Annotated in this window: 10 protein-coding genes; 1 reads left to right on the top strand and 9 read right to left on the bottom strand. The window is 62.1% G+C overall.

The features are described from left to right. Positions 1–24: 24 nt before the first annotated feature. The 7 genes from B2Y33_RS05755 to pip all read right to left on the bottom strand — a co-directional run bounded on the left by B2Y33_RS05755 (position 25) and on the right by pip (position 8,826). Positions 25–759, bottom strand: coding sequence for an amino acid ABC transporter ATP-binding protein (locus tag B2Y33_RS05755; protein WP_027914052.1), 735 nt, complete (start codon positions 757–759; stop codon positions 25–27). After that, the gene (locus B2Y33_RS05750) at positions 752–1,714 is read right to left on the bottom strand and encodes an amino acid ABC transporter permease (RefSeq protein WP_027914053.1); all 963 of its coding nucleotides are present in this window, start codon (positions 1,712–1,714) and stop codon (positions 752–754) included. The genes B2Y33_RS05755 and B2Y33_RS05750 overlap by 8 nt, the downstream gene beginning before the upstream one ends. Positions 1,715–1,825: 111 nt before the next feature. Next, entirely contained in the window at positions 1,826–2,626 is an 801-nt protein-coding gene (locus B2Y33_RS05745) for a transporter substrate-binding domain-containing protein (protein ID WP_023533017.1), read from the bottom strand. Positions 2,627–2,868: 242 nt separating this feature from the next. Then, positions 2,869–5,442, bottom strand: coding sequence for a glucans biosynthesis glucosyltransferase MdoH (gene mdoH / locus B2Y33_RS05740; RefSeq protein ID WP_206405212.1), 2,574 nt, complete (start codon positions 5,440–5,442; stop codon positions 2,869–2,871). Beyond that, positions 5,435–7,156, bottom strand: coding sequence for a glucan biosynthesis protein G (locus B2Y33_RS05735; RefSeq protein WP_201870985.1), 1,722 nt, complete (start codon positions 7,154–7,156; stop codon positions 5,435–5,437). Before B2Y33_RS05735 ends, mdoH begins: the two co-directional genes overlap by 8 nt. A gap of 264 nt (positions 7,157–7,420) precedes the next feature. Beyond that, complete coding sequence (gene dtd, locus B2Y33_RS05730) at positions 7,421–7,858, bottom strand: D-aminoacyl-tRNA deacylase (protein WP_028687265.1); 438 nt, start codon at positions 7,856–7,858, stop codon at positions 7,421–7,423. Beyond that, positions 7,855–8,826: a prolyl aminopeptidase gene (gene pip, locus B2Y33_RS05725; RefSeq protein ID WP_206405213.1), complete on the bottom strand. Its 972-nt coding sequence runs from the start codon at positions 8,824–8,826 to the stop codon at positions 7,855–7,857. The genes dtd and pip overlap by 4 nt, the downstream gene beginning before the upstream one ends. A gap of 181 nt (positions 8,827–9,007) precedes the next feature. On the opposite strand from pip, the gene B2Y33_RS05720 reads away from it, so the two are divergent. Then, positions 9,008–14,527, top strand: a complete 5,520-nt coding sequence (locus B2Y33_RS05720; protein WP_241194866.1) for a dermonecrotic toxin domain-containing protein — start codon at positions 9,008–9,010, stop codon at positions 14,525–14,527. A gap of 48 nt (positions 14,528–14,575) precedes the next feature. Here B2Y33_RS05720 and hutG read toward each other — a convergent pair whose 3' ends face one another. Then, positions 14,576–15,379: an N-formylglutamate deformylase gene (gene hutG, locus B2Y33_RS05715; RefSeq protein ID WP_206405252.1), complete on the bottom strand. Its 804-nt coding sequence runs from the start codon at positions 15,377–15,379 to the stop codon at positions 14,576–14,578. Between the two features lie 10 nt (positions 15,380–15,389). Continuing rightward, positions 15,390–16,595: an imidazolonepropionase gene (hutI, locus tag B2Y33_RS05710; RefSeq protein ID WP_027914060.1), complete on the bottom strand. Its 1,206-nt coding sequence runs from the start codon at positions 16,593–16,595 to the stop codon at positions 15,390–15,392. Positions 16,596–16,605 lie beyond the last annotated feature (10 nt).

The raw sequence follows: 16,605 nt of genomic DNA, 5'->3' as shown, positions 1-16,605 counted from the left end.
ACTGCGCGAGGGTAGCCTTCACTTTCAGAGCACTTGCCGCAAAAACGCCTGCGCACGTGGGTCTTTCGGTGCGGCAAAGAATTCCGCGGGCGGCGAGTCTTCCAGCAGCTTGCCATGGTCGAAGAACAGCACGCGGTCGGCCACTTCTCGTGCAAAGCCCATTTCATGGGTGACGCAGACCATGGTCATGCCTTCCAGGGCCAGAGTCTTCATCACATCCAGCACCTCCCCTACCATTTCCGGGTCCAGCGCCGAGGTGGGCTCGTCGAACAGCATCACTTTCGGGTCCATGGCCAACGCGCGGGCAATCGCAACCCGTTGCTGCTGACCGCCCGACAACCGTGACGGATACTCGTTGGCTTTCTCCGCGATCCCCACCTTTTGCAACAAGGCCCGAGCCTTGGCCTCGCGGTCGGCCTTGCTGCGCTTGCGCACCACCTTCTGCGCCAGGCACAGGTTTTCCAGCACGGTCATGTGCGGGAACAGGTTGAAATGCTGGAACACCATGCCGACTTCGCGGCGATAGGCGTTGATGTCGGTCTTGGGGTGCGCCAGATCCAGGCCGGCGATGGCCACATGGCCCTCATCGAAATGCTCCAGGCCGTTGAGGCAACGCAAGAAGGTCGACTTGCCAGAGCCAGAAGGGCCGAGGACCACGACCACTTCGCCTTTTGCCACGTGCGTGGTGACGTTGTCGACCGCCCGTACCACATGGCCACGGGTGTCGAATACCTTGAGCAGGTCACGGACTTCAATCACTTTGCGCAAGCCTCCGCTCGAGCCGGCTGGCAATGTGCGACAGCGGCAGGTTGATCAGCAGGTACAAACCTGCCACGCAGAACCAGATCTCGAAGGTCGAGAACGAGGTGGTGATGGCTTCCCGTCCGCTTTTCGTCAGTTCGGTAATGGCGATCACCGACACCAGCGACGTGTCCTTGACCAGGCTGATGAACTGACCGGCCAGCGGCGGCAGTACACGCTTGAATGCCTGGGGCAGTATCACGTGACGCATCGACTGGCCGGCATTGAGGCCCAGCGAGCGCGCCGCTTCGTTCTGCCCCTTGGCGATGGACTGCACGCCAGCACGCACGATTTCGGCCACATAGGCGCCTGTGAACAGCGCCAGGGCGGCGACACCGGCGAACTCGCGGGACAGGTTCAGGACCGTGCCGATGAAGAAGTAGAAGATGAAGATCTGAACCAGCAACGGCGTACCGCGCACCAGTTCGACATACACGGTCGACAGGTCATGCAGCGTCGGGTTGGTCGACAACCGGCACAGGCCGGCCACCAGCCCGATCACCAGCCCCAGCGCACCGGACACCACCGAAATCCACAGGGTGGTCCACAACCCCCAGGCCAGTGGACCTGCGGCCCAGTGCCGGGTCACGCCAATCTGGTCCCCTTCGGCCACATCGTCGCCGCGGCTCAGTTGCAGGCTGTCCTTGGCCACGTCCAGGACCTGAAGCTCCCCGCTTTCATCCTTCAGGGTGACGCGGGCTTCATCACCGGAGATGACGATTTCCTGCACGGTGCCATAGTCGGTCGCGCGCTGTACGTCTTCGGCTTGGTAAGCGAAATACTGAGGGACGCGGTTCCAGCGCCACTCGTAGGAAATCATCGAGGTCGCCATGTACAGGCTGACGGCCAGGCCTACCAGGACCAGTGCAGTCAGCCCATGCCAGGGCCACTGGGCCTTCTTGTGTTTGATCACTTTGGATACTCCGGAAAACGGCAGGCCGCAAGCCGCAAGCCGCAGCCTGTAGCCGACCCCACAAGGCCGGTCACTGGCTACGGCCTGCAGCTTGCGGCCTGAAGTTGCCTTTTATTCCATGTCCTTGAGCCAGTCCTTGTTCTTGAACCACTTGTCGTGAATACGATCGTAGGTCCCGTCATGCTTGATCTGGTGCAGGAAATTGTTGATGAAGTTGATGCTGTCGTAGTCGCCTTTCTTCAGGCCGAAGGCCAGCGGCTCGTAGGTGAAGGGTTCTTCGAGGAACAGCAGCTTGCCAGCACCGGCCTTCTCAACGGCCACTACGTTGTACGGCGCGTCATAGACGAAGGCGTCTGCCTTGCCGTTGACCACATCCATGACCGCTTCCTGCTCATTGTCATAGCCGTGGTACTTGGCTTTGCCGATCAGCTTCTTGGACACCATCTCGCCGGTGGTACCCAGCTTGGAGGTCAGGCGGTACTTCTCGTTGTTCAGGTCCTTGTACGACTTGATCTCGCCGGCCAGGTCCTTGCGGATCAGCAGGGTCTGGCCCACGACGATGAAAGGCTCGCTGAAGTTCAGGCGCAGGTTGCGCTCCTGGGTCAAGGTCATGCCGCTGCCGATCATGTCGAACTTGTCAGTCAGCAGGGCGGGGATGATGCCGTCGTAGGCGGTGGATACCGCTTCGAACTTGACGCCCATCGACTTGGCCATGGCCTTGAGGATGTCGACCTCAAAACCAATGATCTCGCCACGCTTGTTGGTCATCTGGAACGGCATGTAGGTCGGGTCCATGCCCACACGCAGCGTGCCACGCTTGACGGCCTCGTCGATGGCCCCGGCCTGGGCGGCGGACACCGCCACCAGAGCGGTCATGCCCACCAGCAGCCGCGAAAGGTATTTCTTGAACATCACCAAGTCCCCTGAAAGTAGAAGTAGCGCGTTTTCTTATTGGTACGGCCGTGCGGGCCGCCATGAGCTATCGGAGAGGGATGCTAACGCATGGCGCGCTGGCGATATAGCATCGGGGGGGACTTTGTTGGCCTAAATCGGCCCGAGGGGCAAAAGCGTCGCGGGCCAACCCGGTCCGGCGCTACCCTGCAAACGTCGGCTGCAGGGTAGGTCGGAACGGGCTGGCCCGCTAATGGCGCAGGTCAGGAGCCTGCGAGTGCCGGTTGACCCTCATGTTCAGGATGCAGCGGCAACAACGGTGAATGCGGGTCGCCCTTGATCGAGGCGCGCCAGGCATCGATCCATGCCGCGTGCTGCTGCGACCATACCTGCTCGTGCAGGCGGGTCAGCGCCACGGGGTCGCTCAGCAATGCCAGGCGCGTGCCCAGGTCGAGTCCATGGGGGCCAACTTCCAGAGCTTTGACGATGCGTTCGGCACGCATGGCCTCGATGGGCGCTGCCTGACCGTGCCGGGCAGTGGCCATGGCACACGCCAGAGCATTCTGCCGCGGGTCCACTACCGCGCGCACAAAACCGTCGCGCAGGGCGTGCCAGCGATTCTCGTGGGTATACTGGTCCGTGGCCAGCAGCTCCTGCGGTGTGGCGTATTCCTCAGGAATCAGGAACAGCTTCTCGTCCTTGGCGGCCAGACCCAGGCGGGTACGGCTGGAAATGACCGAGACCGGAATGGACAGCATCAACGAGCCCACGATCGGCGTCAGCCACCACAGGAAACTGGGGTTCAGCCAGGCTACCAGACCTGCCCATGCCACGCCCAGCAAGGTCTGCGGACCATGACGCTTGACCGCTTCGCTCCAGGGTGTGGAATCGTCGTCGCGCTGCGGGGAGTTCCAGGTGGCGGCCCAGCCCAGGAACGCGGCCAGCACGAAGCGGGAGTGGAAGATCATGCGCACCGGCGCCAGCAACATGGAGAACAGCATTTCCATGAGCATCGACAAGGTGACCTTGATCCGCCCGCCGTACTCAACTGCGCCCTTGGCCCAGATCAGGATGACGCTGAGCAATTTGGGCAGGAACAGCAGCACGATGGTGGTGGAGAACAACGCCACGGCTTTTTCCGGGTGCCATTGAGGCCACAGCGGATACAGCTGGTACGGCTCGATGAAGTACTGGGGCTCCATCAGGGTGTTGGTCGCCAGCAACGCAGTGGACAGCACCAGGAACAGGAACCACAACGGCGCAGACAGGTAGGACATGACACCCGTCAGGAACACGGCACGGTGCACCGGGTGCATGCCCTTGACCAGGAACAGCCGGAAGTTCATCAGGTTGCCATGACACCAGCGACGGTCGCGCTTGAGTTCGTCGAGCAGGTTGGGCGGCAGTTCTTCGTAGCTGCCCGGCAAGTCATAGGCGATCCATACGCCCCAACCGGCGCGGCGCATGAGCGCGGCTTCGACGAAGTCGTGGGAAAGAATGGCCCCAGCGAACGCACCCTTGCCTGGCAATGGCGCCAATGCGCAGTGTTCGATGAACGGCTTCATGCGAATGATCGCATTGTGCCCCCAGTAGTGCGACTCACCCAGCTGCCAGAAGTGCAGGCCGGCCGTGAACAATGGGCCGTATACGCGCGTGGCGAACTGCTGCATGCGCGCATACAGGGTATCCATGCCCGACGCCTTGGGCCCGGTCTGGATGATGCCGGCATCGGGGTTGGCCTCCATCAGGCGCACCAGGCTGCTCAGGCATTCGCCGCTCATGACGCTGTCGGCGTCCAGCACCACCATGTACTTGTATTCGCTGCCCCAGCGGCGGCAGAAGTCGTCGAGGTTACCACTCTTGCGCTTCACCCGACGCCGGCGACGGCGGTAGAAGATACGGCCGAACCCCTTGGTTTCACGGCACACGTCCAGCCATGCCTGCTGCTCGGCAACGGCAATGTCGGTGTCGTTGGTGTCGCTGAGCACAAAGAAGTCGAAACGGTCCAGGTTACCGCTGGCTGCTACCGACTCGAACGTTGCACGCAGGCCTGCAAACACCCGCGGCACGTCTTCGTTGCAGATCGGCATGACCAGCGCAGTACGTGCATCGGGCGCGATGGGTTCGTTGCCGGCACTGCTGCCGGAAATCTTGTACTTGTCGCGCCCGGTCAGCAGCTCAAGGAAGCCCATCAGGGCAGTCCAGAAGCCGGCCGACACCCAGCAGAACAGAATCCCGAAGAGAATCAGGATGGACGTCTGCAAGGCGTACGGCCATACCTGCACCACCGTATCCCAGATCGGCTGAGCGAAGATTTCGTCCAGATCGACGAACGACCAGCCCTGGTAGGGCAGGATGCTCTTCATGTACCAGCCAGCGACCAGTGTCTGCCCGATCATCAGCGCCAGCAGGATGTATCGGCGGATCGAGCCGACAGTGCGCCAGCGGGCCGCCGGCAACTCACGCTTGGGTGGCTGCGGTGCGTTGGTACGCCCGGTCAGGCGCCGCCATACCCGCACCAGCAGGTTGGTACGCCATGGCTCGGGAACGACCTTGGTACGCGTGATGGGCGGCGCGATCTTCAGGCACAGGCGCCCGTTACCGTCCACCCCGAGCATCTCGGCCTCTTCCAGTTCACCCGCGGTGCCGACCGTCAGGCGCGAGCCCACCGAGGCCTGCACGGCCTCGGCTGGGCTGGCGTGCGAGTTGGCCGCCAGGCGCTGGTGCAGCTCACTGAACGATGCGCAATTGGCCAGTTCCGCGCGCTGCTCATCGCTCATTGGAAGGTGGGCCAGGTACTCGCCAAGCGATACCGGCTTTGGGCTCGAGTTACTCATCGGCAGGCAACTGATAGGTCCAGGTTTCGGTCAGCACCTTTTCGGTGGTGGCCGCAGCCTCGGCGGTGGGCGCCGCGTCGGCGGCAGGTTGTTCGGCCTTGGCGGTTTTCTCGGCCTTGGCATGCTTGGCAGACGCCTTGTCCTGCTTGGCGTCCGTGGCAGGCGCTGGAGCCTCTACGGGCACATCGCGCACCAGCGCTGCACGCATTTCGGTCGACTTGTTGGCTTCTTTGACCTTCAGACGCAGCGTCAGGCGCCAGCCCTTGGTTTCAGGGTTGTAGCGCAGGTTGTTCTCGACCACCTCACCGTTGTCGCCCACGCTGATCTGGCTGCGCACCGGGGTGTCTTCAGGCAGGGCGGCAAGTGCCGGGCCCGCGAAGTCGACCAGGAAAGCCACGCTGCCATCAGGCTGGCGGATCAGGTTGGACTGCTTGACGTCGCCAGTGGAGCGCAGGGTCTGCTTGACCCAGCCCAACTCAGGCGCCTGGAACTTGGGTTCGTCGATGGTCCAATGCAGGCGGTAGGCGAACTCGGCCGCCTCGCCAGGCTCGGGCAGCTTTTCCGGGCTCCAGAAAGCAACGATGTTGTCGTTGGTTTCGTCGGCCGTCGGGATTTCCACCAGGTCGACGGAGCCCTTGCCCCAGTCGCCTTTGGGTTCGATCCAGGCACTTGGGCGCTTCTGGTAGTTATCATCCAGGTCTTCATAGTCGCTGAAGGCGCGCTGGCGCTGCATCAGACCGAAGCCGCGCGGGTTCTCGACGCTGAAATTGCTGACCGACAGGTGCTTGGGGTTATTCAGCGGGCGCCACAGCCACTCGCCGTTGCCGGCATGGATGGACAGGCCTTCGGAATCGTGCAGCGCAGGACGGTAGTTGAGGACCTTGGACGGCTGGTTCGGGCCGAACAGGTACATGCTGGTCAGCGGCGCGACACCCAGGCGGCTGACATGATCGCGCAGGTACACGCGCGACTGCACGTCAACGACCGTGTCGTTGCCCGGACGCAGGGTGAGCTTGTAGGCGCCGGTTGAGCGCGGGGAGTCCAGCAGCGCGTAGATCACCAGGTGCTTGTCGGCCGGCTGCGGCTTCTCGACCCAGAACTCGGTGAACCGTGGGAATTCTTCGCCCGAAGGCAGCGCCGTGTCGATGGCCAGGCCACGGGCCGACAGGCCATACACATGGCCCTTGCCCACGACGCGGAAATAACTGGCGCCAAGCAGGGTCATGATTTCGTCCTGCTTGTCGGCCTTGTTGATCGGGTACAGCACGCGGAAGCCCGCATAGCCCAGGTTCTTGGTGGCATCGGCATCATGCGGCACGTCGCCGAACTCGAAGCGGCTCGGGTCGTACTTGATTTCCTGGACCTTGGTGGCGGTGACTTCGTTGATTTTCACCGGCGTATCGAAGTGCATGCCCTGGTGGTAGAACGACAGCTTGAACGGTGTCTTGTCGTTGGCCCACTCGGCCTTTTCCTGCAGGAAGTGGATCTTCTGGTAGTCCGCGAACTTCATGTCGCGGAACACGGCCGGCAGGTTGCTTTTGGGCGCTTCGTACTTCTGGCCGGCCAGATCCTTTGCCTTGGCTGCAACATCGTCAAGATTGAATGCCCACAGCTGGCCCGCGCTCATCAGGCCAACGATTGCCATGCTGGCCATCAGCGCCTTGCGCAGCCTGACGCCGGGGATTCTTGATGCTTTTTGGGGACTAACAATCACGAGCAACCCTCGCCGAAAACAGATCATGAAACCAACGGCCAGCGACAAATGCCGGGTTGGCGAGCACTGTTCGGACCCCGTAAGGGCGTAATGATTCCCCAAACGGCTACGGACAATGCTCGAGTCAGAGTGAAACGGACCTGCGAACGCAGGCCTCATGCAGCGCGCGATTATCCAGCAGGTCGCGTGACAACGCATCAGGCTGCAACAACTATTTATGGTATAGAACCGCTTATTTATTCAAGAAAGCGGCTTTTTTTAACCTTAAATTTGTAACAGCAATGTTACAGGGCCATCATTGACCAGGTGGACCTGCATGTCGGCACCGAACTGACCGGTAGCGACGTCGGCGTGGCGGTCTCTGGCTTGCGTCACCAGGTAGTCGAACAGCTCGGCGCCCAAGGCCGGCGGCGCCGCCGTGGAAAAGCTGGGGCGCATGCCGTTGCGGGTGTCGGCCGCCAATGTGAACTGCGAGACCAGCAGCAGCCCGCCCCCCACTTCTTTCAACGACAGGTTCATCTTGCCCTGCTCATCGCTGAACACGCGGTAGTTCAACAGCTTGTGCAGCAGCTTGTCAGCATGCTCGCGGGTGTCGTCCGGCTCCACGGCCACCAGCACCAGCAGGCCTTGCTCGACAGCGCCGATGACCTGGCCCTGCACTTCCACCCGCGCGTTGCGCACCCGTTGCAGCAGGCCCTTCATGCTTCTTCCAGTGGCAAGTCGAGCAGGCGCCTGGCCATCTGGTCGGCTGCGCGCACCAGAGCATCGGTAATGCCCGGCTCGGATGCGGCATGCCCGGCATCGCGAATGACCTTCAGTTCACTGTTCGGCCACGCCTGGTGCAGTTCCCAAGCGTTGTCCAGTGGGCAGATCACGTCGTAGCGCCCGTGCACGATCACCGCCGGCAGGTGGGCGATGCTGGGCAGGTCGCGCACCAGCTGGTTCCGCTCCAGGAAGGCGTTGTTCATGAAGTAGTGGCATTCGATGCGGGCGATGGACAAGGCCCGCTGCGGCTCGGAGAACCGGTCCACTACCAGGGGGTTGGGCCGCAGTGTGGCCGTGCGGCCCTCCCAAGTGGACCATGCCTTGGCCGCGTGCATCTGGGCAATCTGGTCGGAGCCGGTCAGGCGCTTGTGGAACGCGCTGACCATATCGCCGCGCTCCTCCGGTGGGATGGGCGCAATGTAGTCCTGCCAGTAGTCGGGGAACAGGCGGCTGGCACCTTCCTGGTAGAACCACTGTATCTCCTGGGGCCTGCACAGGAAGATGCCGCGCAGGATCAGACCATGCACGCGTTCGGGGTGAGTCTGGGCATAGGCCAGCGCGAGCGTGGAGCCCCATGAGCCGCCGAACAGTACCCACTTGTCGATACCCAGGTGTTCACGGATGCGCTCCATGTCCTCCACCAAGTGCCAGGTGGTGTTGTTTTCCAGGCTGGCATGGGGGGTGGAGCGGCCACAGCCGCGCTGGTCGAAGGTGATAATGCGGTACAGGGTGGGATCGAAATAGCACCGGCTCTGGGCGTCGCAGCCTGCACCCGGGCCGCCGTGAATGAAGACCACTGGCAAACCTTCGGGTGAGCCGCTTTCATCGACGTACAGCACGTGTGGCGCTTCCACGGCCAGATCGTGCCGGGCGTAGGGTTTGATCTGCGGGTAGAGGGTCTGCATTGCGCACTCCGTGTGAAGGTTGTTCGACCGTGAGCCATCATAAACCTGAATTGAGCGCAGAGCATGCTTGTACATCAACTCCATGCCTGGCCCGGTACAGTTGCCGGGCAGATATATCTACCTCCTTTCTCCTTCCCCGGCCCTACAGAGTCCTTCACCTCATCGTGCAGAGGACTGCTAAATGCCAACACCCACCAGCGACACCCTACCCTCACAAGGTGTCCATTACTCCACCATTGCCAAGCGCATCCCCCAGTGGCTGAAAAAAAGCCCGACCCACACGCACCAGGCCATGCGCAATTGGCGGCAGGCACCTGCCTGGCTGGCGTCAGCGATCACGGAGCAACCGGCCGTCGCGCGTGCCTGGAGCATCGAACACGCACAGCACCGTCAGCACCAAGCGCAGGTCGCGGCGCTGTTCGAGCAGGTTGCAGAGCTGGAGATCTATGCCAGAAAGGCGTTGACCGAAGCCATTGCCGAACGCTTTGGTCTACAGGTCGATGTCGACAAGAGCTACCTGGTGGACGCGCGCCTGATCGAGGAGCACAACGCCCTGGACGGGCGGCAGGCCGTGGAGCGGGCGACCCGTTCACTGCTTCAGGCAGCCCTGCATAACTTCGAGGCGTCCGCCGCCGTTGAAGGTGGCATGGATGCACCCGATGGGCTCCTGAAAAAATCGGTGATTCTCGACCACCGGCGTTTCATGGGCACCGTGCCTATCATCAATGCACTGGACATTCCGGCAGAAGCCTTCGCCGACCTGTGTCGGACGTTGGACATTGGTGGGAAATATCACGACCTGATACACGCGATCTACTACCCGGCCGCAACGGCTGACCGCAGTGCGGACGAGGTGGCCCTGGAGGTGTATCAAACACTGGGGCGGGCGGAGGAATCGGCTTGGCGACAGTCCCTGCACTACGCTCGCTTGAAGGGCGATATCAGCGAGACGTTCTACACCGCCGCGCTGGAAGTACCGCTCGATCAAAAGCTGGATCCTCTCGCATCGGGGTTCAGGTTCAGCGAGCTGCAACTCTGGGGCTGCGTACTGACGGGAGTAGTGGTCATCGAGAGGCAATCGGGTGCCGATAGCCGCATTGCGCTGTATATCCCCGACGACGAGGAAACACCCCTCAAGGCGTTCGCCGATACGCAGGCCATGCATGACGCACTGCGGGATCGGCTCCAGGCTGACATGGGCTACCTGGACAAGCATGTGCCCGAGCGCGACAAGGGGATGGTTAGACAGCGCCTGCAAGCGCGTCTGACACCACCGGGCTGGAGTACCCGCGGCCTGCACGAGCCCGTACGCGATCCACATGCCAGGCTCTACCCCGTTCAAACGCCTTTCACCCACGCGTTCCAGGGGCTCATGGCCTTTCGCAAGGTGGAACGTCATGAACAGGACGTGCTCTTCCACGCTGTCCCAACCCAGATCGTGGACCGGCGTACGGCCCAGGCTCACCGCGAGCTCATTGCCGGGCGCGCGTTGCTGGCATTGAACATCGCCGGCTTCTTCGTGCCTGGCCTTGGGGAGGCCATGCTTTTGGTGGGCATCGTCCAGCTGGCCCATGAGGTGTATGAGGGGATCGAAGCCTGGGAGGCAGACGAGCGCGACACAGCTTACGACTACCTGATCGATGTCGTCGAGAACGTGGCGGTCATGGCTGCGCTGACAGCTGCCGGCCATGCGCTCAAAGGCGCGCCGCAAATCCCAGGGGGCGACGAACCCATCGTCGAAGAACCCGACGACGAATCGGGTGATGCGCGCATTCCCGTCGAGACCCCGTCATTCATCGAAGAGCTGGAAGACGTGGACATGCCTGATGGGCAGGTTAGCCTGTGGAAACCTGATCTGACGCCCTATCAAATCCAGGACCCACTGCCACAGTCATTGGCACCGGATGAGCAGGGCCTGTTGTTGCATGAGGGTCAGCAACGGCTGGTGCTGCAGGGTCGCCAGTATCAGGTCGTGTCAGACGCCGACACTGGCCAATACCGGCTGCAGCACCCACAGGGCGAGCATCGCTATCAGCCACCGCTGCGCTACAACGGCGCTGGCGCGTGGATACAGGTCACCGACCGCCCCGCTACCTGGACAGGTTCGACCTTGTTGCAACGAATGGGGCACCTGAGTGCTGACTTCGATGAGCCGACGCTGCAACGGATGCTGCAGATCAGTGACACGGACGAAGATACCTTGCGCAGGGCGCTGGTGGAGAGCGAGCGATTGCCGGCGTTGCTGCAAGACACCCTCCAGCGGTTCAAGCTTGACCAGTCGATCAGCCAGTTGCCCGTCACGGCAGACCGCTCAACCGAATTTTTCAGAGCCTACAGGCGCATGGCATCGGCCCAGCTGCCCGACGCCGAACCGGTCATGCGGGCATACCCCGGTCTTCCAGCCGCCATTGCCGACGAGCTGGTACGCAGCGCGACTGCCAACGAACGGGGCCTGCTGGCAAGCGGTAGGGTACCGTTACGCCTGAGCGAGGAAATTCGTGTTTATCTGCAACAGGTCCGTCTGGCGCGGGCTTACGAGGGGCTGTTTCTGGTAGGGGCTCAGAGCTGGGACAGCGATCGACTCGTGCTGCATACCTTGCCGACACTCAGGCAATGGCCTACCGGTACCAGGCTACAAATCCTGCGAGGTGGGTTCTGGCCCACTCAAGCCGAGGCAATCGGCCCCAAGCAAGGTAACCCCTGCGTAACCATCATCCATGCCCCTGCAGGGTACATCGTCCAGGATCAAGCCGAGTCATCTCGGTTGGTAACGGCACACCCGGACCTTTTTACCGCGCTTCACGAGGCGCTGCCAGACGTCATGGCACAACTCGGCGCGGCTGACGCTGCGGCCCTGCGGCACCTGATGCAGGAAAGTCCGTTGCTGCCTCGCCCAGCCTTGCGCAGGGCCCTGGGCATGCGGCCGGTGCGCCCCGGCTATCGGTCACCCATGCGCCTTGCCGAGGGCCGCCTCGGGTATCCGCTGAGCGGCGGTGGCCCGCAAGCCCATGCGGTCTCTTATTCGCAGCTCCTTGCAGAGGTCGAGGCATTGGAGTTGGCGCAGCGTACCGGCCGCTCTGCCGATCAGGTGATCAATACGCTGGCCAGCAGCGGCCGCACGCGCCTGCAGATTTTCGAACACCTGCAACGTTTGGCCGAGCAGCGCACCGAACTGCAAAGCAGGCTCGATGACTGGAGCGAGGCCATTTCGCCGTCGACCGATGCGGCAGCACGCAACTACGATGCGTTGCGCGAGGCTATCGTGCAGTTCTGGTATGACACGGCGTTGGACGAAGGCGACCGGAGCACGTCCGTGTTACGCCTGGCGCTGATCTCTCTGGCCGATATTCCGTTGAACTTACCCGAGTTCTTCTACCAGCGAGTGCGCAGCCTGACCCTCTATGACCTGCCCTCAGGCGCGATGGCCAGCTGGGCGCAGAACGAGCGTTTGCTGCAACGCCTGCTCCGCCAGATGCCGCAACTCCAGGCATTGGAAATTGACCGGCCCTACACACCGCGGGCAACACCCTCGGCATTCATATTCAGCATTCCCACCATTCTGGAAAACCTGCCACAGCTGCAGCGCTTGGTACTGACCAACCAGAACATTGCCTTGTCCTCCAGTGACCTGGACATGCTGACCGGTGCCCGGCAGCTGCGTCATCTGGACCTTTCCGGAAATCGCTTGGCACAAGGCAACCGTCCGAGCTTCCACGCGCTCACACTCGATTACCTCGGGCTCGACCGCATGCATCTGTCGCAATGGCCGATGGGCATCGACAGCGATGCCTTGAGCCGCATCGGTGAGCTGTCCCTGCGCGCCAATAACCTGCTCACGCTGCCATCGTTCCTGCTGCACGAAGCCGAATCACTGCGACTCCCGCCGGTCATCAACCTTGAAGGCAACCCGATCAACGAAATTCACGTGCAGCGTTTGCTCATGAACGAGCAGCTGGATACTTCTGGTATTCGCGTGGACCAGCCGCCGTCGCTTATCGAGGGAATCACGCGCCTGCGCACCGAGCGCTCGCAGGTACGAGAAGCGCTGGAGGGCTGGGCGCAGGCATCGAGTTCCAGCAACCCCCTGACACAAACCGCCCTGGCCGAGCGTCAACGCATTGAAACGGCGATCAATGATTTCTGGACATATCAGGAACAGGGCCATCGATACCTCAGGCTGCATCTGGAAGACGTGTCGATCGAGCACTTCCCGAGGCGCCTGCCCCCCTTCTTTGGCGAGCGTGTTCGCGCCCTGGCCTTGACCCGCTTGCGAGGCACGACTGCGCAGCTTGATGAGCTGCTCAGTCGGTTTCCGGGTATCACGCGCCTGACCATAGACGGTCATCAAGCGCCGCAATCGACACTGCCTACCGCCTTGCTGCGCTTGCCGGAGCTGGAGTACCTGGAGTTGCGCAACATGGGTTTGGAAATCGATGAGCCTATGTTCGAGATTTTTGGCCGCCTGAACCACCTTACTTCGCTGGACCTTTCGGGCAACCGGGTGGGCACCATCAATCATGTTCCTGCACAGCTTGCAGCGAATCTCCAGTCCCTGGTGCTGAGCAACATGGACCTACAGGGCTGGCCGCACTGGTGCGACCTGTTGCTGCCGCTCGAGTTGCTCGACCTCAGTTCGAACAACATCACCGAACTGCCGGACCGTGTCCTGTCGAACCTGGATAGCACCATTCCGATTTCTTCTGTGTCCCTGTTGGACAACCCGCTGCCAGCCGAAACCATCCAGCGGGTCCGCACGTTTTCCGACAGCCACCACAGCTTTTCCTTCGCCTTGGACATTCCCACCGACCTGCTCACCGATGGTTCCAGTGATGGCTCTCTGGACCACCCGCACTTTCCGGTGTCCGGTGACGATACCCCACGGATGGAATCGTGGATGTTGGGAAATGCACTGCAAAATGAATCCCTGCAGGTATGCTGGGACGCGCTTGCAGGCAGTGACTTGCTGCGCCTGGTGGGCCGTCTGCAAAACGCAGCCCCTTACGTGGAGCCCGCTACTCGGGGCAGGTTTTGCGAACGGGTGCGACTGATGCTGGTCGCGGCGGTCAGCAACCCGACCGAGCGGCCATTGCTGGAAAGCATCGCTGTAGCGGCGCTGCCTGACGAAAATGGCGCACAAACCTGTCATGACGGCGCGCTTCAGGCGTTCAACAACATCGAGTTGTACCTGATGCATCAACGTGTCGTGATCGATGCAGGAGATAGCCTGCAGCAGATGCGCCAAAGGCTGTTGCAGCTGTTCCGGGTAGAGGAACTCGAACACCTTGCCCAGCACCGCTCGATACCGGGGGATCTGGTTTCGGTGCGCCTGGCTTATCGCCGCGAACTGGCCAAGGAACTCGAGCTGCCCATCGCCGACCGCATGCGTTTCCGAAGTGCTGCCAACCTGGCGGCCGATGAGCTTTCGAGCGTGCTCGAACACGTGCGCAAGCGCGAACACAGCGAAGCGTTCATCGACTATCTGCTGTCCAACCAGGACTGGACCCAGCGCCTTCGCGGTGAATACGCCGAGCGGTTCGAGGAGGTTGAAAACCGGTACCGCCAGCGGGTACTGGAACTGGCCAACACCAGCCATCCGCTGCAGGAAGAGGTGATCTTGCAACAAGGCTTGCAGATGGATCGGGAACTCGAGGAGCAGGCACTGCTGCGCGAACTCACGCTCAAGGAGGTCGCCAAAGGCTGACGATTGACCGGGCGGCGCGCGTACCCCGCGCTGCCTGGCCGATTGCCTTCAGTTGCGATAATGCGCCTGGCCCCACGCTAGCAGCGCCTGCAGAAGCTGCTTGAGCACCGTCTGGGTGGGGCCTGCCAAATCTTCACGGTAGCTAAAAGGCTCACGCTCTAGCATGTAGGTGCTTTGCGCAAGCTCGAGCTGGACGGCGTGAACGTGCGCGGCTGGGTTGCCGTAATGACGGGTGATGTGCCCGCCCTTGAAGCGCCCATTGAGCGCATGATCGTAACCGTGCGCCTGTTGGCAGACGTGCGTCAGCCGCTGGGCCAGACTGGGGTCGCAACTCGCATCATTGAAGGTCCCGAGGTTGAAGTCCGGTAGCTTGCCGTCGAACAACCGAGGAATGTGCGAGCGAATGGAATGGGCGTCCCAGAGCAGGGCATAGCCGAACGTCTCACGCAAACGTGCCAGCTCATGCCTGATTGCCCTGTGATAAGGGTGCCAGATGTGCTCAAGGTAATGCTTGCGCTCTGCCGGGCTTGGCGCCAGCCCCTCCTTGAACAAAGGTTCACCTTCAAAGAGCGTGTCCGGATAAAGCCCCGTGGTGGGCCCGGCATACAGCGGCTTGTCGTCCTCTGGGCGATTGAGGTCGATGACGAAGCGCGAATACTCGGCCGTCAGTACACTGGCGCCCAGCGCCTGGGCGAAATCGTACAGACGGGGAATGTGCCAGTCCGTGTCGGGCAAGCTGCGCGCCTGATCGACCAGGCCATCGGCCACTGCCGGGGTCAGCTTCAGGCCCGCATGGGGAATGCTGATCAACAGCGGCAATTGACCCTGGTGAAAGCTCAGTACCTTGTCCATCTCGCCTCGCTCAGATATCCAGTTCATGGCCGCCGCGCACGACGCGCTTGGGCAGGTCGCCGCCAAGCCAGTAGGCCAGGTCGGCAGGGCGTTCTATTTGCCAGGCAACGAAGTCGGCGGCCTTGCCCGCTTCAAGGGTGCCATGGCTGCTTCCCATGCCCAGCGCTTGCGCCGCATGGGTGGTGACACCGGCGAGGGCCTCTTCCGGCGTCATGCGGAACAAGGTGCAGCCCATGTTCAGCATCAGCCGCAGTGACAGGCCCGGTGAGGTGCCCGGGTTCAGGTCGCTGGCCAGGGCGATTTTCACGCCGTGCCGACGTAGGGCCTCCATCGGCGGAACTTGGGTCTCGCGCAGAAAGTAGAACGCGCCGGGCAGCAAGACGGCCACGGTGCCAGCCGTTGCCATGGCCACGGCATCTTCTTCTGTCATGAATTCCAGGTGATCGGCCGACAGTGCCTGGTAGCGGGCGGCCAAGCTGGAGCCGTGCAAGGAAGACAATTGTTCAGCGTGCAGCTTGACCGGCAAACCCAGTTGCTGTGCCTTGATGAACAGGCGTTCAACCTGGACGGGTGAGAAGGCCAGGTGTTCGCAGAAGGCATCCACCGCATCCACCAGCCCTTCTGCTGCCAATGCTGGCAGCATGTCATCACAGATGTGGGCAATGAAGTCGTCGCTGCGTTCGGCGTATTCCGGCGGCAAGGCGTGAGCCGCTAGGCACGTGGCCCGAACCGTGATACCCAGCTCGTCACCCAGACGCCGGGCTACACGCAGCATCTTGCGCTCGTTGGCCAAGTCCAGGCCGTAACCGGACTTGATCTCCAGGGTGGTCACGCCGTCGCGCATCAACGCCCGGACGCGCTGCCGGGCGCTGGCGAACAGCATGTCTTCACTGGCGGCGCGGGTGGCCCTCACGGTGCTGGCAATGCCCCCGCCCTGCGCGGCGATCTCGGCATAGCTCACACCTTGCAGCCGCTGTTCGAACTCGCCGCTGCGGTTGCCGCCGAATACCGCGTGCGTGTGGCAATCGATCAGCCCGGGGGTCACCCAAGTACCGCCCAGGTCCACCGTCTGCTCGGTCCCTTCGACTTGCCAGTCGGCACGTGGGCCGATCCACAGGATCCGCCCACCACCGGTCACGATGGCGGCGTCTTCGATGATCGAATAACGGCCTTGGGCCATGGTTGCCACGTGGCAGTGTTGCCAGAGGGTTTTCATGCAGGTTCTC

Source organism: Pseudomonas sp. UBA5666 (genome assembly GCF_002420785.1).
GTDB classification, from domain to species: Bacteria; Pseudomonadota; Gammaproteobacteria; order Pseudomonadales; family Pseudomonadaceae; genus Aquipseudomonas; species Aquipseudomonas fulva.
Note: the sequence above shows the minus strand (reverse complement) of the source record. Positions and strands in the feature narration are given on the sequence as shown.

Coding starts and splice junctions, on each gene's coding strand:
- B2Y33_RS05720 (WP_241194866.1), top strand. CDS start 9,008: ATGCCAACACCCACCAGCGACACCCTACCCTCACAAGGTGTCCATTAC.
- hutI (WP_027914060.1), bottom strand. CDS start 16,595: ATGAAAACCCTCTGGCAACACTGCCACGTGGCAACCATGGCCCAAGGC.
- hutG (WP_206405252.1), bottom strand. CDS start 15,379: ATGGACAAGGTACTGAGCTTTCACCAGGGTCAATTGCCGCTGTTGATC.
- dtd (WP_028687265.1), bottom strand. CDS start 7,858: ATGAAGGGCCTGCTGCAACGGGTGCGCAACGCGCGGGTGGAAGTGCAG.
- pip (WP_206405213.1), bottom strand. CDS start 8,826: ATGCAGACCCTCTACCCGCAGATCAAACCCTACGCCCGGCACGATCTG.
- mdoH (WP_206405212.1), bottom strand. CDS start 5,442: ATGAGTAACTCGAGCCCAAAGCCGGTATCGCTTGGCGAGTACCTGGCC.
- B2Y33_RS05745 (WP_023533017.1), bottom strand. CDS start 2,626: ATGTTCAAGAAATACCTTTCGCGGCTGCTGGTGGGCATGACCGCTCTG.